This is a genomic window from Vulcaniibacterium gelatinicum, from assembly GCF_008033445.1.
Classification (GTDB): Bacteria; Pseudomonadota; Gammaproteobacteria; order Xanthomonadales; family Xanthomonadaceae; genus Vulcaniibacterium_B; species Vulcaniibacterium_B gelatinicum.
This window is the reverse complement of record NZ_VNKO01000001.1, coordinates 58,111-75,431: the sequence shown is the minus strand read 5'-3', so window position 1 is coordinate 75,431 and position 17,321 is coordinate 58,111. Positions and strand designations below refer to the sequence as shown.

Below are 17,321 nucleotides of genomic sequence, written 5' to 3'. Positions count from 1 at the left end.
AGATGAACGCGACCGCAGCGGAAAAGCCCTGGACCGTCCCGATGCTGGCCGAGGCCAAGCGCGAGGGCCGGCGGCTGGTGATGCTCACCGCCTACGACGCCGGCTTCGCCCGCGTGCTGGACGAGAACGGCACCGACCTGGTGCTGGTGGGCGACTCGCTCGGCATGGTGGTGCAGGGGCATGCCAGCACCCTGCCGGTGACGGTGGACGACATCGCCTACCACACCGCCTGCGTCGCCCGCGGCCTGAAGCGCGCGCTGCTGATCGCCGACCTGCCGTTCGGCGCCGATGCCACCCCCGAGCGCGCGCTCGAAGCCTCGCTGCGCTTCCTGCGCGCCGGCGCGGCGATGGTCAAGCTCGAGGGCGCGGGCTTCAAGCTCGACATCATCCGCCACCTGGTCGAGCGCGAGATCCCGGTGTGCGCGCACCTGGGGCTGACCCCGCAGTCGGTGCTGCGACTGGGCGGCTTCAAGGTGCAGGGCCGCGAGGCGGCGGCGGCGGCGAAGCTGCGCCAGGATGCGCGCCTGGTCGCCGAGGCCGGCGCTTCGCTGCTGGTGCTCGAATGCGTGCCCTCGGCGCTGGCCGCGGAGATCACCGCCGCCAGCGCGATCCCGACCATCGGCATCGGCGCCGGCCCGGGCTGCGACGGCCAGGTGCTGGTGCTGCACGACCTGCTCGGCGCCAACACCGGCCACCGCCGGCCGAAGTTCGTCAAGGACTTCCTGGCCGAGGGCAGCTCGATCGCCGGCGCGGTGCGCGCGTTCGCGGCCGCGGTCCGCGACGGCCGTTTTCCCGATGCCGCGCATTCGTACGAGTGATGTCTTGCCGCGGATTTGCACGGATGAACACGGATGGAGCAAGAATCGAAGGTGGCAGCGTGAAGGGGCGCGGGGTTTCCGCACGCATGGCTTCTGATCCGTGTCCATCCGTGCAAATCCGTGGTTAGTTCCCAGATGTTCGAGACGATCACCGACCTCGGCGCGTTGCGCGCCCGCATCGCGGAATGGAAGCGCGCCGGGCTGCGTGTGGGCTTCGTGCCGACGATGGGCAACCTGCATGCGGGGCATTACTCGCTGGTCGCGCTGGCGCGGCAGCACGCCGACCGGGTGGTGGCGAGCGTGTTCGTCAACCCGACCCAGTTCGGGCCGAACGAGGATTTCGCCCGCTACCCGCGCACCCCGGAGGCCGACGCGGCCGGGCTCGCCGCCGCCGGCTGCGACCTGCTGTGGCTGCCGTCGGTGGAGACGATGTACCCCTACGGCGCCGGGGGTGCGGTGCGCATGCACGTGCCGGGCGTGACCGACACGCTGGAGGGCGCGCACCGCCCCGGGCACTTCGACGGCGTGGCGACGGTGGTGACGCGGCTGTTCCACCAGGTGCAGCCGGACGTGGCCGCGTTCGGGCGCAAGGACTACCAGCAGCTGGCGGTGATCCGCTACCTGGTGCGCGACCTGGCGTTCCCGATCGAGCTGCTGGCGGGGGAGACGGTGCGCGAGCCGGACGGGCTGGCGATGAGCTCCCGCAACCAGTACCTGTCCGCCGAGGAGCGCGCGCGGGCGGTGGAGATCCACCGCACCCTGCTGGCGATGCGCGAGGGGATCCGCTGCGGCTGGCCACGGGAGCAGGTGGAGGCCGAGGCCGCGCAGCGGCTGCTCGAAACCGGCTTCGACCCCGACTACGCGGTGGTGCGCCGGCCGGACCTGACCGAGCCGGACGATGCCGAGCCCGGCCCGCGGGTGGCCCTGATCGCGGCCCGGCTGGGGCGGACCCGGCTGATCGACAATCTCGAGTTCGAGCGCCCGACGCCGCCCTGAACCGCGGCCAAGCCTTTGTTGCAGCGCGGAAAACCGCTGCCTACACTGTCCCCTCCGCCCGCCGCCTGTCGCCGCGCCTCCGCGGCGCGCCCCCGCCATGCACCTGACGCTGCTGAAAGCCAAGATCCACCGCGCCACCGTCACCCACGCCGAGCTGCATTACGAAGGCTCGTGCGCGATCGACGGCCGCCTGCTCGACATCGCCGGCATCCGCGAGTACGAGCGCGTGGAGATCTACAACATCAACAACGGCGAGCGTTTCGCCACCTACGCGATCCGCGGCGAGGAGGGCAGCGGGGTGATCTCGGTCAACGGCGCGGCCGCGCACAAGGCGCAGCCGGGCGACCTGGTGATCATCTGCGCCTACGGCCAGTGCGACGAGGCCGAGGCGGCGCGCTTCAAGCCGACCCTGGTGTACGTGGACCGCGACAACCGCCTGACCCACACCAACCGCTCGATGCCCGCCCAGGCGGCGTGAGCGGACGCGCATGGAAGCAGGGCCGACATTCGACACCCTGCGCGCACACGGCGCACGGCTGGCGGCGGTTCCGCTGTCCCGCCTGATCGCCGACGACCCGGCTCGCGCGCAGGACTTCGCCCTGCGGATCGGGCCGCTGTACGCCAACTTCGCCCGCCAGCGCTACGACCGTGAGGCGCTGGCGGCGCTGTTCGCCCTGGCCGGCCGTGCGCAGGTGCCGGCGCGGCTGCGGGCCCTGTTCGACGGCGAGCAGGTCAACGTCACCGAGCGCCGTGCCGCGCTGCATACCGCGCTGCGCTCCGCCCTGTCCGACGCGCCCGCCGCGCGGGCGGCGCACGCCGAGGCGCGCGCGGCGCTCGCACGCATGCGCGCGCTGGCCACGGCGCTGCAGGATTCGGACGTCACCGACGTCGTCAGCATCGGCATCGGCGGCTCCGCCCTCGGCCCACGGCTGGCGGTGGACGCGCTGTCGGGGCCGTTGCCGGGCCGCTTCCGCGTCCATTTCGTTTCCAACGTGGATGGCGCGGCGATGCAGCGCACGCTGGCGCGGCTGGATCCGCGCCGCACCGCGGCGATCGTGATCTCCAAGAGCTTCGGCACCCAGGAAACCCTGCTCAACGGCGCGATCGTGCGCGAGTGGCTCGGCAACGACGAGCGCCTGTATGCGGTGACCGCCAACGTCGAGCGTGCCGGCGCCGCCGGGATCGCCGCGGAGCGGATCCTGCCGATGTGGGACTGGGTCGGCGGCCGCTATTCGCTGTGGTCGGCGGTGGGGCTGCCGGTGGCGCTCGCGATCGGCATGGACGGGTTCGAGCAACTGCTGGCCGGTGCGGCGGAGCTGGACGCGCACGTGCTGCAGGCGCCGCCGGAGCGCAATCTCGCGATCTGGCATGGCCTGACCGCGGTGTGGAACCGCAACGCGCTGGGGCTCGCGAGCCAGGGGGTGTTCGCCTACGACGAGCGCCTGCGCCTGCTGCCGGCACACCTGCAGCAGCTGGTGATGGAGAGCCTGGGCAAGTCGGTGCGGCTGGACGGCCGGCCGGTGGCCGAGGCCACGGTGCCGGTGTGGTGGGGCGGCGCCGGTACCGATGTGCAGCACAGTTTCTTCCAGGCCCTGCACCAGGGCTGCGACGTGGTGCCGGGGGATTTCGTCGGCGTGGTGGCGGCCGATCATCCGTACCGCGAAAACCACAAGGCGCTGCTCGCGAACCTGCTCGGGCAGGTGGAGGCGCTGGCGAACGGTGCGCAGGCCGACGATCCGCACCGGGGCCATCCGGGCGGGCGGCCGAGCACGGTGATCCTGCTCGATGCGCTGACGCCGCGGTCGTTGGGGGCGCTGGTGGCGTTGTACGAGCACAGTGTGTACGTGCAGTCGGTGCTGTGGGACGTCAACGCTTTCGACCAGTTCGGCGTCGAGCTCGGCAAGCAGCTCGCGAACCGGCTGCTGCCCGCGCTGCGCGGCGCCGATGCCGGGATCACCGATCCGGTGACGCGCGAGCTGGTGCGGCGGTTGCGCGGAGAGGGTTGAGTCCGCCCTCAAGCGGCCACGCCGTGCCGGCGCAGTGCCCAGGCGACGTGCTCGCGCACCAGCGGGGAGGGGTGGTCGGCGCGGGTGCGGAGGGCGGCGATGGTGTCGGGGGTGGTCGGGGCGTTGCCGAGGGCGACGGCGAGGTTGCGCAGCCAGCGCTCGTAGCCGGTGCGGCGGATCGCCGAGCCTTCGGTGCGGCGCAGGAACTCCTCCTCGCTCCACGCGAACAGCTCGGCCAGCGTGGCCTTGTCGAGCCCGTTGCGCGCGCGGAAATCGGGCTCGTCGGTGCGGCGCGCGAACTTGTTCCAGGGGCAGACCAACTGGCAGTCGTCGCAGCCGAAGATGCGGTTGCCGATCAGCGGCCGCAGCTCCTCCGCGATCGGCCCCGCGTGCTCGATGGTGAGATAGGAGATGCAACGGCGCGCATCGAGCCGGTAGGGCGCGGTGATCGCCCCGGTCGGGCAGACCTCGATGCAGCGCGTGCAGGTGCCGCAGTGCGCGCTCGCCGGCGCGTCCACCGGCAGCGGGATGTCCACGAAGATCTCGCCGAGGAAGAACCACGAACCGCCGTTGCGATCGATCAGGCAGGTGTTCTTGCCGATCCAGCCCAGCCCCGCGTTGCGCGCCAGCGCCCGCTCCAGCACCGGCGCGGAGTCCACGAACACGCGGTGGCCGAACGGGCCGATCTCCGCGGCGATGCGCTCGGCCAGCTTCTGCAGGCGGTTGCGCATCAGCTTGTGGTAGTCGCGGCCGAGCGCGTAGCGGGCCACGTAGGCGCGTGCCGGCTCGTCCAGCGTGCGCCAGGCCTCGTCCTCGTCCTGGCCGTAGTCGAGCCCGACCGAGATCACCCGCACCGTGCCGGGGATCAGCTCGGCAGGGCGCGAACGCTTCTCCCCGTGGCGCGCCATCCATTCCATCGAGCCGTACAGGCCCTGCGCCAGCCAGTCGCGCAGGTGGGCCTCGTCCTCGCCCAGCTCCACGCCGGCGATGCCGACCCGCTGGAAGCCCAGCTCGTGCGCCAGCCGGCGGATCCGTGCCGCCAGCGCGTCGGGATCGGGCCTGCGCGACGGGGTGTTCATGGCCGAAGTATAGAATCCGGCGGATGCACGGAACCGCGCTCTACGACACCATCGGCCTGCGCGCGCTGGAAGCGGCCGCCGCACGCCACCTCGGCAACGACGGCGCCGAACTGATGCGGCGCGCGGGCGCGGCCGCCTGGCGCCACCTGCTGCAGCACTGGCCGCGCGCGCTGCGCGTGGTCGTGGTGTGCGGGCCGGGCAACAACGGCGGCGACGGCTACGTGCTGGCGTCGCACGCCCACCGCGCCGGCCGGCCGGTGACGGTGGTGCAGTGGCAGCCGCCGCGCACCGCGCTCGCGCAGCAGGCCTGCCGCGATTACCAGCATGCCGGCGGCGTGGTCGTGCCGTTCGAAGGCGTGCTGCCGGACGCCGATCTGCTGGTGGACGCGCTGTTCGGCATCGGCCTGTCGCGGCGCTTCGACGAGCCGACCCTGGCCCTGATCGACGCGATCAACCAGCACCCGGCGCCGGTGTTCGCCCTCGACGTGCCGAGCGGGGTGGATGCCGACCGCGGCGGCACGCCCTCGCGCGCGGTGGTGGCTGCGCGCACGCTGCAGTTCATCGCGCCGCATCTGGGCCTGTACACCGGCGCGGCGCTGAACCATGCGGGCGTGCTCGAGACGGACACGCTCGAGATTCCGCCCGAGCCGTACGAGGGCATCGCGCCCGCCGCGGAGTGGCTGCAGGCGCCGGCATTGCGGCGCTGGCTGGCGTCGCGCCGGCGCGACAGCCACAAGGGCCAGTACGGCCGGGTGCTGTGCATCGGCGGCGAACTCGGCAGCGGCGGCGCGCTGATCCTGGCCGCGGAAGCGGCGCTGCGGGGCGGTGCGGGGCTGGTGGAAGCGGCCACGCGCGCGGTGCACGTGCCGGCGCTGCTCGCGCGCCGCCCCGAAGTGATGGCGCGGGCGGTCGAGAGCGCCGAAGACCTGGCACCGCTGCTGGCGCGCGCGGACGTGATCGCGCTCGGTCCCGGACTGGGCACCGGCGACTGGGGCGCGGAACTGTTCTATGCCGCGCTGGCCGCACGCAAGCCCGGCGTGCTCGATGCCGACGGCCTGAATCTGCTCGCCGAGCGTCCGCGACCGCTGCCGCGTAGCTGGGTGCTCACGCCGCATCCGGGCGAGGCAGGGCGCCTGCTCGGGATCTCGCCGGCCGAAGTCCAGGCCGATCGTCCCGCCGCCGCGCGTGCACTGGTCGAGGCGCACCAGGCGGCGGTGGTGCTCAAGGGCGCCGGCACGATCGTGGCCGCGCCCGGCGCGTTGCCGCGCGTGGTCGGCGCCGGCAATCCGGGCATGGCGGTGGGTGGCATGGGCGATCTGCTGACCGGCGTGATCGCGGCCCTGCTCGCGCAGGGATTGTCGGCCTTCGATGCCGCCAGTTGCGGCGCGTTGCTGCATGCCGCGGCGGGCGACATCGCCGCAGGCGAGGGCGGCGAGCGCGGCCTGCTCCCGGCCGATCTGCTGCCGGCGCTGCGACGCCTGGCCAATCCGCGGGGGGCGCACTGATGCACCTGTGGCTGCCCGATGCCGAAGCCACCGTCACGCTGGGACGCGCGCTCGCCGTGACCCGGCCGCCGGCGGCGGTGGTGTACCTGGCTGGCGATCTCGGTGCCGGCAAGTCCACGCTCGCCCGCGCGCTGCTGCGCGCACTCGGCGTGCACGGCCCGATCCGCAGCCCGACCTACACCCTGGTCGAGCGCTATCCCCTGACCGACGCCGTCGGCGGCGAGGCCCTGCACCTGGACTTGTACCGGATCGGCGACCCCGGCGAGCTGGAGTTCCTGGGCCTGGAGCCCGGCGAGGCCACCTTGTGGCTGGTGGAGTGGCCCGAGCGCGGCGGCGACCGGCTGCCGCCGGCCGATCTGCGGATCGCCCTGGGGTTGTCCGGCGAGGGGCGGGAGGTGCGGCTTTCGGCGCCCACCGAGGCCGGCAGGGCCTGGCTGGACCGGCTGGCCCTGGTGGACGAGTTGCACGCCTTTCTTGTCAAAGGCTGAAAGGAAGTTGAAGCAGGTCCCGGATTCATAAGGGAAAACGGACTTGCAATCCGGGTTCACAAGTGCTTAACTCCGGCCCATGCGAGGGAAGGGGGCCATGCTGCAACAGATGCTGCTCGGTGCGGCATTGGTGCTTGCGCTCGTCTGGAACCTCGTCCACGCCGGCGAAATCCGCCAGGTAACCCTCCGCGACGGCCCGACCGGCACCCGCGCCGAACTCCTGCTCGACGCCCCCGCGACCTATTCCACCCTGCGCCTGAGCAGTCCCGAACGCCTGGTCGTGGATCTGCCCGGCACGCCGCTGCGCGCCGCGCTGCCCGCCGGCGCCGGCGTGGTCAAGGGCGTGCGCAGCGGGCAGCCGCAGCCCGGCACGACCCGGATCGTGTTCGACCTGGCCACGCCGGTGGCGCCGATCGGGCCGCGCCTGGAAGCCGGCGCCGGCGGCCACCGCCTGGTGATCGAATGGCCGGGCGACGGCGGGCCGCAACCCGTTGCGCCTGCACCGGCCACGGTCACGGCAGCCCCCATGACGACCGCGACGGCGGCGCCTGCCCCCTCCGCCGCCACGCCTGCCGCGGCCGATCCGGCGACCGCCGCGGCGGCCTCCGCCGCGATGGAGCGACTGATCGCGAGCCTGCCCGCAGCGTCCGCCCCCGAACCTGCCCCCGTCTCCGCGACGCCGGGCGCAGCGCCCGGGGCCAACCCGCCTGCACCCGCCGCGGCCAATCCATCGGCGGCCGTGCCGGCACCGCCTGCCGGCGCCACCAAGACCGCGCAGCAGGTCATGCGCGGCGGCATGCGCCCGTTGATCATCGCCATCGATGCCGGCCACGGCGGCCAGGATCCGGGTGCGCGCGGACCGAGTGGTACCCGCGAGAAGGACCTCACCCTCGCCATCGCCCGCGAACTCGCCCGCCAGGTGGATGCCACGCCCGGGCTGAGGGCCTTCCTGACCCGCGACAGCGACGTGTTCATCCCGCTCGCGCAGCGCTACCAGAAGGCGCGCGCGGCCAAGGCCGACCTGTTTGTCTCGATCCACGCCGACGCCTTCACCAACCCCGAGGCGAGCGGCTCGTCGGTGTTCGTGCTGTCGCCGCGCGGCGCGTCCTCCCAGGCCGCGCGCTGGCTGGCCAACCAGGAGAACGCGGCCGACCTGGTCGGCGGCGTGCGCCTGCACGACAAGGACGACACCCTGGCCTCGGTCCTGCTCGACCTGTCGCAGAGCGCGACGATGAAGGCGTCCGAGGACATCGCCAACCACGTGTTGTCCGGCCTCAAGCGCCTGGGCAAGACCCACAAGCCGCACGTGGAGCGCGCCAACTTCGTGGTCCTGCGCGCGCCCGACGTGCCCTCGATGCTGGTCGAGACCGCGTTCATCACCAACCCCGAGGAAGAGCGCCGGCTGAAGGATCCGAAGCACCAGCAGGCGCTGGCGCGGGCGATCCTGGATGGCGTGCACACCTATTTCAGCCGCCAGCCGCCGCCGGGCACGCTGTACGCCGCGCGCGCCGAGGCCGCGGCCGCCGCCACCGCCGCGACCGGAGCCGGCGGCAGCCCCTGAACGCGGGCGCGGCCCGCTATCATGGCCGCCGGTTTTCCCCGCCCGACGCGCGTGCGTCTCAGGTCGCGTGCCGATCCGCCAACTGCCCGACACCCTCGTCAACCAGATCGCCGCGGGCGAGGTGGTCGAACGCCCGGCCTCCGTGGTCAAGGAACTGGTCGAGAACGCGCTCGATGCCGGCGCGCGCCGGATCGAGATCGATCTCGAGGAAGGCGGGGTGCGCCTGATCCGCGTGCGCGACGACGGCGGCGGCATCCCCGCCGAGGAGCTGCCGCTCGCGGTCGCACGCCACGCCACCAGCAAGATCGTCTCGCTCGACGACCTGGAAGCGGTGGCCACGCTCGGCTTCCGCGGCGAGGCGCTGCCGTCCATCGCCTCGGTCAGCCGCTTCCTGCTGGTCTCACGCCCCGCGCAGGCGCCGCACGGCGCCGCGCTCGCGGTCGAGGGCGGCCGGATCGGCGCGGTCACGCCGAAGCCGCACCCGCCCGGCACCACGGTCGAGGTGCGCGACCTGTTCTACAACGTGCCCGCGCGGCGCAAGTTCCTGCGCGCCGAGCGCACCGAGCTCGGCCACATCGAGGACTGGCTGCGCGCGCTGGCCCTGGCGCGTCCGGACGTGGAGCTGCGCGTGTCGCACAACGGCCGCCCGGCGCGACGCTGGAAGGGCGAGGGCGATGCGGCGCTGTCCGAGGCACGCCTGCTGGAGGCGCTCGGCGAGGAGTTCGCGCGCCACGCGCTGCGTGTCGAGCACGCCGGCGCCGGCCTGCGCCTGCACGGCTGGATCGCGCAGCCCGCCTACAACCGCGCTTCCGCCGACCAGCAGTACCTGTACGTCAACGGCCGCAGCGTGCGCGACCGCAACATCGCCCACGCGGTGAAGCAGGCCTACGCCGACGTGCTGTACCACGGCCGGCAGCCGGCCTACGTGCTGTTCCTCGAACTCGATCCGCGCGGGGTGGACGTCAACGTGCACCCGGCCAAGCACGAGGTGCGCTTCCGCGAGGCGCGGCTGGTGCACGACTTCGTGTTCCGCACCCTGCAGGCGGCGCTGGCCGACACCCGGGCCGGGCAGGTGCCGGCCGCGGCAGCGCCCATCGAGGTGCCGCGCGCGCCGGCGCCGGCCCATGCCGCGGCCGCGCAGGCACCGCTGGGCCTGCGCGTGGACGAGGCGCGCGCCGCCTACGCCGCGCTGTACGCGGCCCCGCCGCGCGACGGCCAGGCCGTCGCCGTCGCGCCGCCGCTGCCCGCCGACGCCGCCGGCATCCCCCCGCTCGGCTACGCGATCGCGCAGCTGCACGGCATCTACATCCTGGCCGAGAACGCCGACGGCCTGATCGTGGTGGACATGCACGCCGCGCACGAGCGGATCGGCTACGAGAAGCTCAAGGCCGCGCACGACGGCACGGGCCTGCGCGTGCAGCCGCTGCTGGTGCCGCGCCAGCTGGCGGTGTCCGAGCGCGAGGCGGACCTGGCCGAGCGCGAGGCCGACACGCTGGCCGGGCTCGGTTTCGAGGTCACCCGCAGCGGGCCGCAGACGCTGACCCTGCGCGGCGTGCCGGCGCTGCTCGCCGACAGCGACGTCGAGGCGCTGCTGCGCGACGTGCTGGCCGACCTGCGCGAACACGGCGAGAGCCGGCGCGTGGCCGCGCGCCGCGACGAACTGCTGGCGACGATGGCCTGCCACGCCGCGGTCCGCGCCCACCGCCGGCTGAGCATCCCCGAGATGAACGCCCTGCTGCGCGAGATGGAGGCGACCGAGCGCTCCGGCCAGTGCAATCATGGGCGCCCCACCTGGACCCGCTTCACCCTCGCGGAGATGGACGCATGGTTCCTGCGCGGACGCTGATGCCGATGCTGCGGACGGGCGCGCTGGCCGCGCTGCTGCTGGCGCTGGCCGGCTGCGGCGACGACCGCGCCGCGCGCGAGGCGCAGGCGCGGCGCGAGGCCGAGGCGCAACGCGCGTTCGCGGCCGAACAGCAGGCCTGGCGCGCGCAGCGCCGCGCCAGCCTGCTCAAGCCCGACGGCTGGCCCAGCGTGATCGGCCTGCACTGGCTGGAGGAGCGCGCCCACTACGTCGGCAGCGATGCCGACAACGGCATCCGCATCGCGATGGGCCCCGAGCATCTGGGCATGATCGAGCGCAAGGGCGGGGCGATCCGCTTCGTGCCCGAATCCGGCGTACCGCTGACCCTGAACGGCGAACCGCTGGCCGGCGCGGTGGCGCTGGCCACCGACGCCGATCCCGCCGGGCCGAGCGTGATCGGCTTCGACGACGGCAAGGGCCAGGCCCTGGTGATCCGCCGCGGCGACCGCTACGCGCTGCGGGTCAAGCATGCCGATGCGCCTGCGCGCACCGGCTTCGGCCGGCTCGAGTACTGGCCGGCCTCGCGCGCGTGGCGGATCGAGGGGCGCTTCGTGCCGCACCCGCCCGGCCGCACCATTCCGGTGGTGGACATCACCGGCAACACGATCGCGATGAAGAACCCCGGCGCGGTCGAGTTCGAGCGCGACGGCCGCCGCTTCCGCCTGGAGGCGCTCGACGACGGCGGCGGCGAGCTGTTCCTGATCTACGCCGACCGCACCAACGGCCACGGCAGCTACGGCGCCGGCCGCTACCTGTACGCGCCGCTGCCCGATGCCCGCAGCCGCGTCGTGCTCGACTTCAACCGCGGCTACAATCCGCCGTGCGCGTTCACCGCGTTCGCGACCTGCCCGCTACCGCCCCCCGAGAACCGCCTCGACCTCGCCATCACGGCGGGCGAGCGGATCTACCGCGCCCCCTCCACCCCGCAACACTGAAGGATCAGTCCATGCGCAAACTGCTGTTGTCCGCCGCCGTCCTCGCCGTGCTCGCCGTGGCCCACGCGGCCGCTCCGGAGCCCGCCAAGAACGCGCCGCCCGCCGCGAGCAAGGCCGCCGCGAAGGCCGACACGGCCGCGCCCCAGGCGTCGCCGGTGCCGCTGCTGTGGAAGGTGTCCGACGCCGACAACAGCCTGTACCTGCTCGGCTCGTTCCACCTGCTCAAGCCCGACGACTATCCGCTCGCGGCGGAAGTGGACGCGGCCTTCGCCGACGCCGAGGCGCTGGTGTTCGAGGTCGCGCCCGAGGAGCTCGCGGCGCAGGCGGAGGTGGCGGCCAAGTTCCAGCAGGCCGCGCAGTACGCCGACGGCCTGAGCCTGAGCAAGGTGGTGCCGGCGCAGACGCTGCAGAAGCTGGAGAAGATGGCCGCGATGAGCGGCGCCTCGCTGGCGACGATGGAGAACGTCGAGCCGTGGGCGGTGAACCTGGGGCTGCTGATCGGGGTGAGCCAGGCGCTCGGCTTCCGCCCGGAGCAGGGCCTGGACCGGCACCTGATGCAGCGCGCCGCCGAGGCGAAGAAGCCGGCCGCGGGCCTGGAGACGCTGGACTCGCAGTTCGCCGCGCTCGACGCCACCCCGCACGCCGAGCAGGTGGCCGACCTCGACGAGTTCCTGAGCGATCCGCAGAAGGCGATCGGCAAGCTGCTGGACATGCACGCCGCCTGGCGCGCCGGCGACGCCGACAAGCTCGACGGCACCCTGCGCCAGGAAATGGCCCGCGAGCGCCCCGCCACCTACAAGCGCATCAACGTGGACCGCAACCGCGCCTGGCTGCCGAAGCTCGAGGCGCGCCTGAAGCAGCCCGGCACCGACGACACCCTGGTGGTGGTCGGCGCGCTGCACCTGCTGGGCAGCGACGGCGTGGTCGAGATGCTGCGCGCGAAGGGCTACAAGGTCGAGCGCATCTGCAACGCCTGCGGGGCGGATGCCAGGCGCTGAGGGCGCGCCCGCTCGCGCCGCGGGGCCGGGTCAGGCGCTCCGTCCTGCGCTCGTCTCGGCATCCGGGTGCAGCAGCCGTCGCACGAGCGGATTGGGGAAGCGTCGCTTCATCGTCACCGCGTAGAAGGTCTCGGCGATGCCCGGCAACTGGTCTGCCTCGACCAGCACGCCCGAGGCGATTTCGTCCTTGACCACGATCGGTGGCAGCACGGCCAGGCCGACATCCTCACGGGCGAGCAGGCGCATCATCGCCATGTCCTCCACTTCCGCCGCGATCTGCGGGCGGACGCCGAGGCGGTCGGCCAGGGCGTCGAACCCGATCCTCACCCCGCTGTCCGCGGTCGGCAGGATGACTGGATGGGCACGGAGCCGCTCGGCGAGGCTGTCCTTCCTCCCGTTGCCCAAGCGCCCCGGCGTACCGACGAGGCTGACGGGCTGCTCGGCGAGGCGGTGCGCGACGAACGCGGTCAGTGCATCGCGCGCCGGCGCCTGATTGATCAGCACCACATCGAGGCTGAGCGTCTCGAGCGACCTCAGCAGCTCGGCCGTGCTTCCGGAGCGCAGGATCAGCTCGATGTCGGGCCGGCCGAGGACCGGGCGCAGGAACGCCATCTGGAAGTTGCGCGAGAGGGTGGCGAGCGCGCCGACCCGCAGCGCCTGCCGGGCCGCTCCCGTGTTGCGCAGTGTCCCGAGCAGTTCCTCGCCGGCCGCGAAGATCGCGTCGGCATGATCCAGTGCGATGCGGCCAGCCTCGGTCAGGTGCAGCTGCCGGCCGCGGCGCTCGAACAGGGCGTGGCCGAGGCGTTCCTCGAGCTTGCGGATCTGCACCGAAAGCGCCGACTGGGTGAGGTTCAGCCGCTCGGCGGTGCGGGTGAGGTTGCCGTCATGGGCCACGGCCCAGAAGTAGCGCAGGTGGTTGTAGTTGAGCGCGCTCATGACGTTCGATTATATCGAACGATATTTAAATAACAATCTATTTTATTTCTGGAAACGCGGGCCCTATCCTCGCGCCGAACGCCACTGTCGTCGGGGGAAGTCCGTGTTCCTTGCTCTGCTGCCGCTGTCGGCGCCGTTGCCGCTGCTCCTGGCCGCCGTGCTGGGGTTCCTCCGGCCCGGCCGCCGCCCGCGCGTGGTGCCGGCTCTGGCCGAGGGGGCGGCGCTTGCGGCTCTGGCCGTCGTGCTCGGCGCGCTCGGCCTTCTCCTGGCGCACGGTCCGGCCACCAGCCCGCTGCTCGGCGCGGCCGGGATCGGGCTCTCGGCACGGCTCGACGCGGTCAGCGTCGCCATGCTGCTGCTCGTCTCCTTCGTCGGCTGGATCGTGGTCCGCCATACCCGGACCTATCTCGACGGGGAGGCGCGCCAGGGAGCCTTCACCGGCTGGCTCTGCGCGGCGATCGCGGCCGTGCTGCTGTTGGTCCAGGCCGGCAATCTGGCCCAGCTGGTCACGGCCTGGATCGCGACCAGTTTCTGCCTGCACCGGCTCCTGCTGTCCTATCCCGAGCGCGCCGCGGCACGCCGGGCCGCGCGCAAGAAGGCCCTGTTCGCCAGCCTCGGCGCCGCGGCGCTCGGCGTCGCGGCGGCCCTCCTCGCGATGGCCGCCGGCACCACCGACATCGCGGCCATCAACGCCGCCGCGCGCGCCGGCGAGGCGACCACGCCGGTCCTCGCCGCGGCCGCGCTTCTCGCCGTGGCGGCGCTTCTGAAGTCGGCGCAGTTCCCGACGCACGGCTGGCTGACCGAGGTGATGGAGGCTCCGACCCCGGTGTCGGCACTGCTCCACGCCGGGGTGATCAACGCCGGCGGCTTCCTGCTCATCCGCTTCGCCGACGTGATGCTCGGGGCGCCCGGGGTGCTCGCGGTGCTGGCGATGATCGGCGGTTTCACCGCATTGTTCGGTGCGCTGGTCATGCTGACCCAGCCGGCGGTCAAGACCTCGCTGGCCTGGTCCACCGTGGCGCAGATGGGCTTCATGATCCTGCAATGCGGGCTGGCACTGTTCCCGCTCGCGTTGCTGCACATCCTTGCGCACTCGCTCTACAAGGCGCACGCCTTCCTGGCATCGGGCGGCGCGGTCGAACAGGTCGCCGCAATCCGGCGCCCCGGGCCGGTTGCGGTCCCGAGCGGGGCCGCGGTCGGGCGGGCGTTCCTCGCGGCGCTCGCCATCTATGTCGCGATCGGCGCGACGTTCGGGGCGGTCTTCGGCTTCGAGCGCAAGTCGCCGCAGGCGCTGGCGCTCGGCGCCATCCTGATCTTCGGCGTCGCCTATCTCCTGGCGCAGGGGTTGGCCGATGCCGCGCCGCGCCTGCTGACGCGCAAGACGGCGCTGTATTCGACGGCGGCGGCGGTCGGCTATTTCGCACTCCAGAGGGCGGCCGAATGGCTGACGGCCGGCGTGCTGCCGGCGACCCCCGCGCCGGGGCGCCTGGAATGGACGTTGATGGCCCTCGCGGTCTTGAGCTTCGGTCTGGTGGCGGTCGCGCAGGCGCTGTTCCCGCTCTGGGCCTCGCACCCGGCCGCCGCGGGCTTGCGCGTCCATTTGTCGAACGGCCTCTACGTCAACGCCACCCTCGATCGCATGCTCGGCGGCTGGTCCGTCGGCCGGGCGTCCCGATGAACCCTGGAGTTCGCCGATGCTGATGACCGCGCCCCGATCGCCGTTGCGGGAGGCCGAGGCGATCCTCGAAGCGGCCGCCCGGGCGGCGCACGCCATCCCGCCGCTCTGGCCGCTGGCCTCGAGCGTCGCCGTCAACCCGTTCCTCGGCCAGACGGGGGAGCCGCTCGCGGCCGCCGCGGCCCGGCTGCGGCGCGTGGCCGGGATCGCGCTCACGATGCCCCGCGCCTGGTATGCCGAGCGGATGCGCACCGGCGCCATCAGCGACGCCGACCTCGAGGCCGCGTTCGATGCCGCGCCCGAGCGGATGCGGCCGGGGACGCTCGCCGCCCTGAGGCAGGCGGTGCACTCGGCCGCACCGGCGCCTCGCGCCGCGCCGACGGTGGCCGATCTCGCGAGCGAGGCGTCCGGGACCGACTGGACGGGGCTCGTTGCCGAGCGTCTCGGCCATTGGGCGGCCGGGTATTTCGACGAGGGCCAGGCGCTCTGGGCGATGCCGCGGGGACGCGGCGCGTATGCGGCCTGGCGCGCGGTCGCGATCCACGACCTCACCCCCGAGATCCTCGGCCTCACGGGCTTCGCCGCGGCGGTGGCGGACGCGCCGGAGGCGGCGGACGATGCGATCGTCAGGGCGGTCGGGCGCCTGGACTTGAGCGTCGAGGCGTTGGAGAGCTATTTCCATCGCCTGCTGATGGGCCTGGGCGGCTGGGCGCAACTCGCCCGTCACCGCCTCTGGCAGGCCGAGCTTGCGGGCGGCACCGATGCGGCGGTGACGGACCTGCTCGCGATCCGCCTCGTGTGGGAGGAAGCCTTGCTGCGGCAATACGGGCCGCGCATCGCATCCCGCTGGCGGGAGACGGCCGCCGCCTATGCGCAGCCGGCGGAGCCCACGGCCGATGATTGCGTCGACGCCATCCTCCAGGAGGCCGCCGAGCGCGCCGCCCAGCGGCGGCTCCAGGCCCTGTTCGACGGGGCGCCGCCGGCTGCGTCGCCGCAGCGACCGGCGCTGCAGATGGTGTTCTGCATCGACGTGCGCTCGGAGGTCTTCCGCCGGGCGCTGGAGAGCCTCGATCCGGGCATCCGGACCCTCGGGTTCGCCGGCTTCTTCGGGCTTGGCATCGCGCACCGGCGCTTCGCCTCGGATGTCGTCGAGGCGCGCCTGCCGGCGCTGCTGACCCCCGCCGCCACCACCTGCGCAGGCGCGCCTGCGCCGGAGGTCGCGAAGGCGGACCAGGCCGCGCGGATCGCGGCGCGAGCGAAGCGGGCGTGGGGCCGCTTCAAGCTGGCCGCCGTCTCCTCCTTCGCCTTCGTCGAGGCGGCCGGCCCGCTCTATGTCGGCAAGCTCCTGCGCGACGGGTTGAGGCTTGCGCGGAATCCGGTCCCCGACGATCCGGCGCCGCGTTTCGATCCCGCGCTCGATCCCGGCACACGCCTTGCCATGGCCGAGAACGTGCTCAGGGCGATGTCGCTGACCGACGGCTTCGCGCGCCTGGTGCTGCTTGCCGGCCACGGCGCCAGCGTCGTCAACAATCCGCACGCCAGCGCCCTTCATTGCGGCGCCTGCGGCGGCTATTCCGGCGAGGTCAACGCTCGGCTGCTCGCGGCGCTGCTCAATGACCGTGAGGTGCGCGAGGGCCTGAAGGCGCGCGGGATCGCGATTCCGGCGGACACGCTGTTCCTGGGCGCGCTGCACGACACCACCACCGACGAGGTGACGATCTACGAAGCCGATCACCGAACGGCCTCGCACGGCGAGGATCTGCGGCAGGCGAAGGCCTGGCTTGCCGCCGCCGGTGCGTTGGTGCGCAGCGAGCGCGCGCTCCGGTTGCCGCGGGCCGCCGGTGGGCGCGACATCGCCCGCCGCGCCCGCGACTGGGCCGAGGTGCGGCCGGAATGGGCGCTGGCCGGCTGTCAGGCCTTCGTCGCCGCGCCGCGCCGGCGCACCGCCGGGCGCGACCTGGGCGGGCGCGCGTTCCTGCACGACTACGACTGGCGTCGGGACGAAGGCTTCGGGGTGCTGGAGCTGATCCTGACCGCGCCGGTCGTGGTCGCAAGCTGGATCAGCCTGCAGTACTACGGCTCGACCGTCGCGCCGGACGTGTTCGGGGCGGGCAACAAGCTCCTCCACAACGTGACCGGCGGCATCGGCGTCGTCGAGGGCAATGGCGGCCTGCTGCGCGCCGGCCTGCCGTGGCAATCGGTGCATGACGGAGCACAGTTCGTCCACGAGCCGCTGCGCCTGTCCGTCCTGGTCGAAGCGCCGCGCGAGGCAATCGTGGCGATCCTCGAGCGCCAGGCCGGGGTGCGCTCGCTGTTCGACAACAAATGGCTCCACCTCTTCGCGCTGGACGACCAGGGCCGCGTGGCCTGGCGCTACGCCGGTGATCTGCGGTGGGAGCCGGTCTCCGGCAGCGGCGCCGGGCGGCCAGCGGAAAAGGCGGCCGCATGAGCGGCTCGGCC

At 73.3% G+C, this 17,321-nt stretch carries 13 protein-coding genes and 2 pseudogenes; 13 read left to right on the top strand and 2 right to left on the bottom strand.

Annotated features, from left to right (window positions below):
• Window positions 1–2: 2 nt before the first annotated feature.
• From panB to pgi, 4 genes are all read left to right on the top strand, one after another.
• Window positions 3–818 (top strand): 3-methyl-2-oxobutanoate hydroxymethyltransferase, encoded by an 816-nt coding sequence (gene panB, locus FPV26_RS00345; protein WP_147651345.1) that lies wholly within the window; start codon window positions 3–5, stop codon window positions 816–818.
• A gap of 135 nt (window positions 819–953) precedes the next feature.
• Complete coding sequence (gene panC / locus FPV26_RS00340) at window positions 954–1,814, top strand: pantoate--beta-alanine ligase (protein ID WP_147651342.1); 861 nt, start codon at window positions 954–956, stop codon at window positions 1,812–1,814.
• 97 nt (window positions 1,815–1,911) lie between these two features.
• A complete protein-coding gene (gene panD / locus FPV26_RS00335; protein ID WP_147651340.1) occupies window positions 1,912–2,292 on the top strand; it encodes an aspartate 1-decarboxylase in 381 nt (126 codons plus the stop codon).
• Window positions 2,293–2,302: 10 nt separating this feature from the next.
• Entirely contained in the window at window positions 2,303–3,820 is a 1,518-nt protein-coding gene (gene pgi, locus FPV26_RS00330) for a glucose-6-phosphate isomerase (RefSeq protein WP_147651338.1), read from the top strand.
• Window positions 3,821–3,828: 8 nt separating this feature from the next.
• Here pgi and queG read toward each other — a convergent pair whose 3' ends face one another.
• A complete protein-coding gene (gene queG, locus FPV26_RS00325; protein WP_147651335.1) occupies window positions 3,829–4,899 on the bottom strand; it encodes a tRNA epoxyqueuosine(34) reductase QueG in 1,071 nt (356 codons plus the stop codon).
• Window positions 4,900–4,922: 23 nt separating this feature from the next.
• On the opposite strand from queG, the gene FPV26_RS00320 reads away from it, so the two are divergent.
• The 7 genes and pseudogenes from FPV26_RS00320 (at window position 4,923) to FPV26_RS00295 (ending at window position 12,250) form a co-directional block, all read left to right on the top strand.
• Entirely contained in the window at window positions 4,923–6,404 is a 1,482-nt protein-coding gene (locus FPV26_RS00320; protein WP_147651333.1) for an NAD(P)H-hydrate dehydratase, read from the top strand.
• Window positions 6,404–6,892, top strand: coding sequence for a tRNA (adenosine(37)-N6)-threonylcarbamoyltransferase complex ATPase subunit type 1 TsaE (tsaE, locus tag FPV26_RS00315; protein ID WP_147651331.1), 489 nt, complete (start codon window positions 6,404–6,406; stop codon window positions 6,890–6,892). The genes FPV26_RS00320 and tsaE overlap by 1 nt, the downstream gene beginning before the upstream one ends.
• 97 nt (window positions 6,893–6,989) lie before the next feature.
• Window positions 6,990–8,453: an N-acetylmuramoyl-L-alanine amidase gene (locus FPV26_RS00310; RefSeq protein ID WP_147651329.1), complete on the top strand. Its 1,464-nt coding sequence runs from the start codon at window positions 6,990–6,992 to the stop codon at window positions 8,451–8,453.
• Window positions 8,341–9,522: pseudogene (gene mutL / locus FPV26_RS12980) on the top strand (DNA mismatch repair endonuclease MutL); the annotation flags it as partial. The gene FPV26_RS00310 and the pseudogene mutL, both read left to right, overlap by 113 nt.
• A 69-nt stretch (window positions 9,523–9,591) precedes the next feature.
• A pseudogene (locus FPV26_RS12975) lies at window positions 9,592–10,299 on the top strand (DNA mismatch repair MutL family protein); the annotation flags it as partial.
• The gene (locus FPV26_RS00300; RefSeq protein ID WP_425473023.1) at window positions 10,278–11,252 is read left to right on the top strand and encodes a DUF1684 domain-containing protein; all 975 of its coding nucleotides are present in this window, start codon (window positions 10,278–10,280) and stop codon (window positions 11,250–11,252) included. The pseudogene FPV26_RS12975 and the gene FPV26_RS00300, both read left to right, overlap by 22 nt.
• Before the next feature lie 11 nt (window positions 11,253–11,263).
• The gene (locus FPV26_RS00295; RefSeq protein WP_147651322.1) at window positions 11,264–12,250 is read left to right on the top strand and encodes a TraB/GumN family protein; all 987 of its coding nucleotides are present in this window, start codon (window positions 11,264–11,266) and stop codon (window positions 12,248–12,250) included.
• A 30-nt stretch (window positions 12,251–12,280) separates the two neighbouring features.
• Here the strand turns inward: FPV26_RS00295 and FPV26_RS00290 are convergent, their stop codons facing one another.
• Window positions 12,281–13,186, bottom strand: a complete 906-nt coding sequence (locus FPV26_RS00290; RefSeq protein WP_147651320.1) for a LysR family transcriptional regulator — start codon at window positions 13,184–13,186, stop codon at window positions 12,281–12,283.
• Between the two features lie 103 nt (window positions 13,187–13,289).
• Here FPV26_RS00290 and FPV26_RS00285 point away from each other — a divergent pair, with 103 nt between their 5' ends.
• On the top strand, window positions 13,290–14,864 hold the full coding sequence (locus FPV26_RS00285) for a proton-conducting transporter transmembrane domain-containing protein (protein ID WP_147651754.1): 1,575 nt from the start codon (window positions 13,290–13,292) through the stop codon (window positions 14,862–14,864).
• A 16-nt stretch (window positions 14,865–14,880) separates the two neighbouring features.
• Window positions 14,881–17,310 carry a YbcC family protein gene (locus FPV26_RS00280; RefSeq protein WP_147651319.1) on the top strand — a complete coding sequence of 810 codons (2,430 nt, stop codon included), beginning with the start codon at window positions 14,881–14,883 and terminating at the stop codon, window positions 17,308–17,310.
• The last annotated feature ends 11 nt before the right edge of the window (window positions 17,311–17,321 follow it).

Coding starts and splice junctions, on each gene's coding strand:
- panB (WP_147651345.1), top strand. CDS start 3: ATGAACGCGACCGCAGCGGAAAAGCCCTGGACCGTCCCGATGCTGGCC.
- panC (WP_147651342.1), top strand. CDS start 954: ATGTTCGAGACGATCACCGACCTCGGCGCGTTGCGCGCCCGCATCGCG.
- panD (WP_147651340.1), top strand. CDS start 1,912: ATGCACCTGACGCTGCTGAAAGCCAAGATCCACCGCGCCACCGTCACC.
- pgi (WP_147651338.1), top strand. CDS start 2,303: ATGGAAGCAGGGCCGACATTCGACACCCTGCGCGCACACGGCGCACGG.
- queG (WP_147651335.1), bottom strand. CDS start 4,899: ATGAACACCCCGTCGCGCAGGCCCGATCCCGACGCGCTGGCGGCACGG.
- FPV26_RS00320 (WP_147651333.1), top strand. CDS start 4,923: ATGCACGGAACCGCGCTCTACGACACCATCGGCCTGCGCGCGCTGGAA.
- tsaE (WP_147651331.1), top strand. CDS start 6,404: ATGCACCTGTGGCTGCCCGATGCCGAAGCCACCGTCACGCTGGGACGC.
- FPV26_RS00310 (WP_147651329.1), top strand. CDS start 6,990: ATGCTGCAACAGATGCTGCTCGGTGCGGCATTGGTGCTTGCGCTCGTC.
- FPV26_RS00300 (WP_425473023.1), top strand. CDS start 10,278: ATGGTTCCTGCGCGGACGCTGATGCCGATGCTGCGGACGGGCGCGCTG.
- FPV26_RS00295 (WP_147651322.1), top strand. CDS start 11,264: ATGCGCAAACTGCTGTTGTCCGCCGCCGTCCTCGCCGTGCTCGCCGTG.
- FPV26_RS00290 (WP_147651320.1), bottom strand. CDS start 13,186: ATGAGCGCGCTCAACTACAACCACCTGCGCTACTTCTGGGCCGTGGCC.
- FPV26_RS00280 (WP_147651319.1), top strand. CDS start 14,881: ATGCTGATGACCGCGCCCCGATCGCCGTTGCGGGAGGCCGAGGCGATC.